Origin of the sequence: Chitinophaga sp. GbtcB8 (assembly GCF_019091455.1) — a bacterium.
Lineage (GTDB): Bacteria > Bacteroidota > Bacteroidia > Chitinophagales > Chitinophagaceae > Chitinophaga.
In genome coordinates, this window is the sequence record NZ_JAGXJN010000485.1 from 1 (window position 1) to 232 (window position 232).

Genomic DNA, 232 nt, shown 5'->3' on the forward strand with positions numbered 1-232 from the left:
GATACGGGTTAATATTATGCATTTTGCATGTACCCAGCAAGCTGAATAACATAGCAGATCTTTTTGCAGCCTCGTGAGACCCTGCAAATAAAGGATTTTTGCGGCCCAGGGCAATAGGCCTGATACTGTTTCCTATCCTGTTATTGTCAGGAAGCAAGGAACCACTTCCGCCATAGGCGCCCAGCTTCTTCCTCCTTTGGTGGCTATAAGCCAACGCTGGTCCGTTGGAGCT

The 232-nt window shown here is 48.3% G+C and carries 1 protein-coding gene; it reads right to left on the reverse strand.

Translation table 11 applies throughout. The features are described 5' to 3' along the window. On the reverse strand, positions 1-214 hold a 214-nt coding region (locus KVT36_RS32370), incomplete at its 3' end, for a transposase (protein WP_254640292.1). Between the last annotated feature and the right edge of the window lie 18 nt (positions 215-232).